A 1,645-nucleotide genomic window follows, 5' to 3' on the forward strand; every position below is an offset into this window, starting at 1 on the left:
CGCCCGCCTCGCGGGCCGCCCGCGCGGCGCCGACGACGGCCTCCATGGGGAGTTCGAGCTGGAGCAGCAGGGCGCGCGAGGCCGCGATCACGCCCCGGTCGCCCGCGTCCGGGGCCGTGACGGCGCCGTTCGCGCCGGGCACCACGATGATCGAGTTGCCGCCGTCGTCGTCCACCACGATGTGCGCGATGCCGCTCGGCCCGTGCACCTGCCGCAGGCGTTCGACGCTCACCCCGGCCGCCGCCAGCGTGCCGCGGATCTCCGCGCCGAACCCGTCGTCGCCGACGGCGCCGAGGAACTCCACCTCGGCGCCCGCGCGGGCCGCCGCGATCGCCTGGTTGGCGCCCTTCCCCCCGGGCACGGTGCGGAACATCCGCCCGGTGACCGTCTCACCCGGGCGCGGGGCCCGGGACACGTACGCGACGAGATCCATGTTCGCGCTGCCGAAGACCGAGATCATGCCTTCATCATCTCCTGGGTACGGCGGGCCAGCTCGTCCAGCCCGATGCCGTCGAACCCCGTCAGGCTGCTGGCCAGGGTGTTCCTCATCGTCCACCGGGCGGGGACGCCGCCGTTCAGCGCTCCGGCGATGGAGCCGGCGGTGGCTCCGGCCGAGTCGGTGTCCCAGCCCCCGGCGACGGCCCCGGCGATGGTGGCGGTGAAGTCTCCCGCCCCGTGGATGAGGGCGGCGGCGACGAGAGCGGCGTTGTTGACCGCGTGCACCCAGTGCAGGTGGCCGTGCCGCTCGTGCAGCCGGTCGGCGACCCGTTCGAAGTCGCGCTCGACCGAGGCGTCCTCGGCCGCCCCGCGCACCGCCTCGTGCAGGCGCGAGCCGGGCGGCACCACGGAGAGGCCGGCGGCGACCACCTCCTCGGCTGAGGCGGCGACCAGCGACTGCGCGCACATGGCGGCGGCGAACATGGCCCCGTACACGCCGTTGGCCGTGTGGGTGAGCCGGGCGTCGCGCCAGGCGTGCGCCGCGGCGGCGGCCGGATCGCCGGGGTTCGCCCAGCCGTAGACGTCGGCCCGGATCATCGCGCCGATCCACTCGCGGAAGGGGTTGCGGTGGGCGGCGGTCCGGGGCGGCTCGATGCCGGACAGCAGGTTGCGGTAGGCGACGCGCTCGGCGGTGAACGTGCGGCCGGCGGGCAGCTCGTCGAGCCAGAGCCGGGCCACGTCGTCGGTGGTGAAGCCGCGGCCGTGGCGCTCCAGGACCGTGAGGGCGATCAGCGGGTAGTTGAGGTCGTCGTCCTCGGGGACGCCGTCGATGTTCTCGGCCAGCGAGTTGGCGGCGCCGCGCCCGTTCCACGGCCAGCGCTCGGCGACGTCCCGGGGCAGGCCCTCGGCGGTGAACCAGCGCCGGACGGGCCAGTTGCCGGTGGCCTCGGCGATCTCCCTGATGCCGGGCCTGGGGATCTTCTCCACGGGCTTGCCCAGCACGCACCCCGCGGCCCTGCCCTGCCACGCGCCCAGCACCCGTTCGGGGTCCACCGCCGGCCGCTCCTCCGGGGCGGCGGGCCAGGCGGGCGTGGCGGCGATGACGGCGTCCAGGTCGGTGGGCTCGTCGAGCGGCGACGGGATGGCGGCCAGCTCGTCGAGCAGCTCCTCGGCGAGCGGCCTGAGCATCGGCGCGCCCGGCCCTGAC

2 protein-coding genes are annotated in these 1,645 nt (G+C 76.0%); both read right to left on the reverse strand.

Annotated elements, in window-relative coordinates:
* A partial coding sequence (locus tag DQW85_RS23340) for a PfkB family carbohydrate kinase (protein WP_240197372.1) occupies positions 1-460 on the reverse strand: 460 nt, incomplete at its 3' end.
* Positions 457-1,645 (reverse strand): ADP-ribosylglycohydrolase family protein (locus DQW85_RS23345; RefSeq protein ID WP_162795282.1); only part of this gene is annotated, 1,189 nt, incomplete at its 5' end. The genes DQW85_RS23340 and DQW85_RS23345, both read right to left, overlap by 4 nt.

Source organism: Nonomuraea lactucae (assembly GCF_003313395.1).
GTDB lineage: Bacteria > Actinomycetota > Actinomycetes > Streptosporangiales > Streptosporangiaceae > Nonomuraea > Nonomuraea lactucae.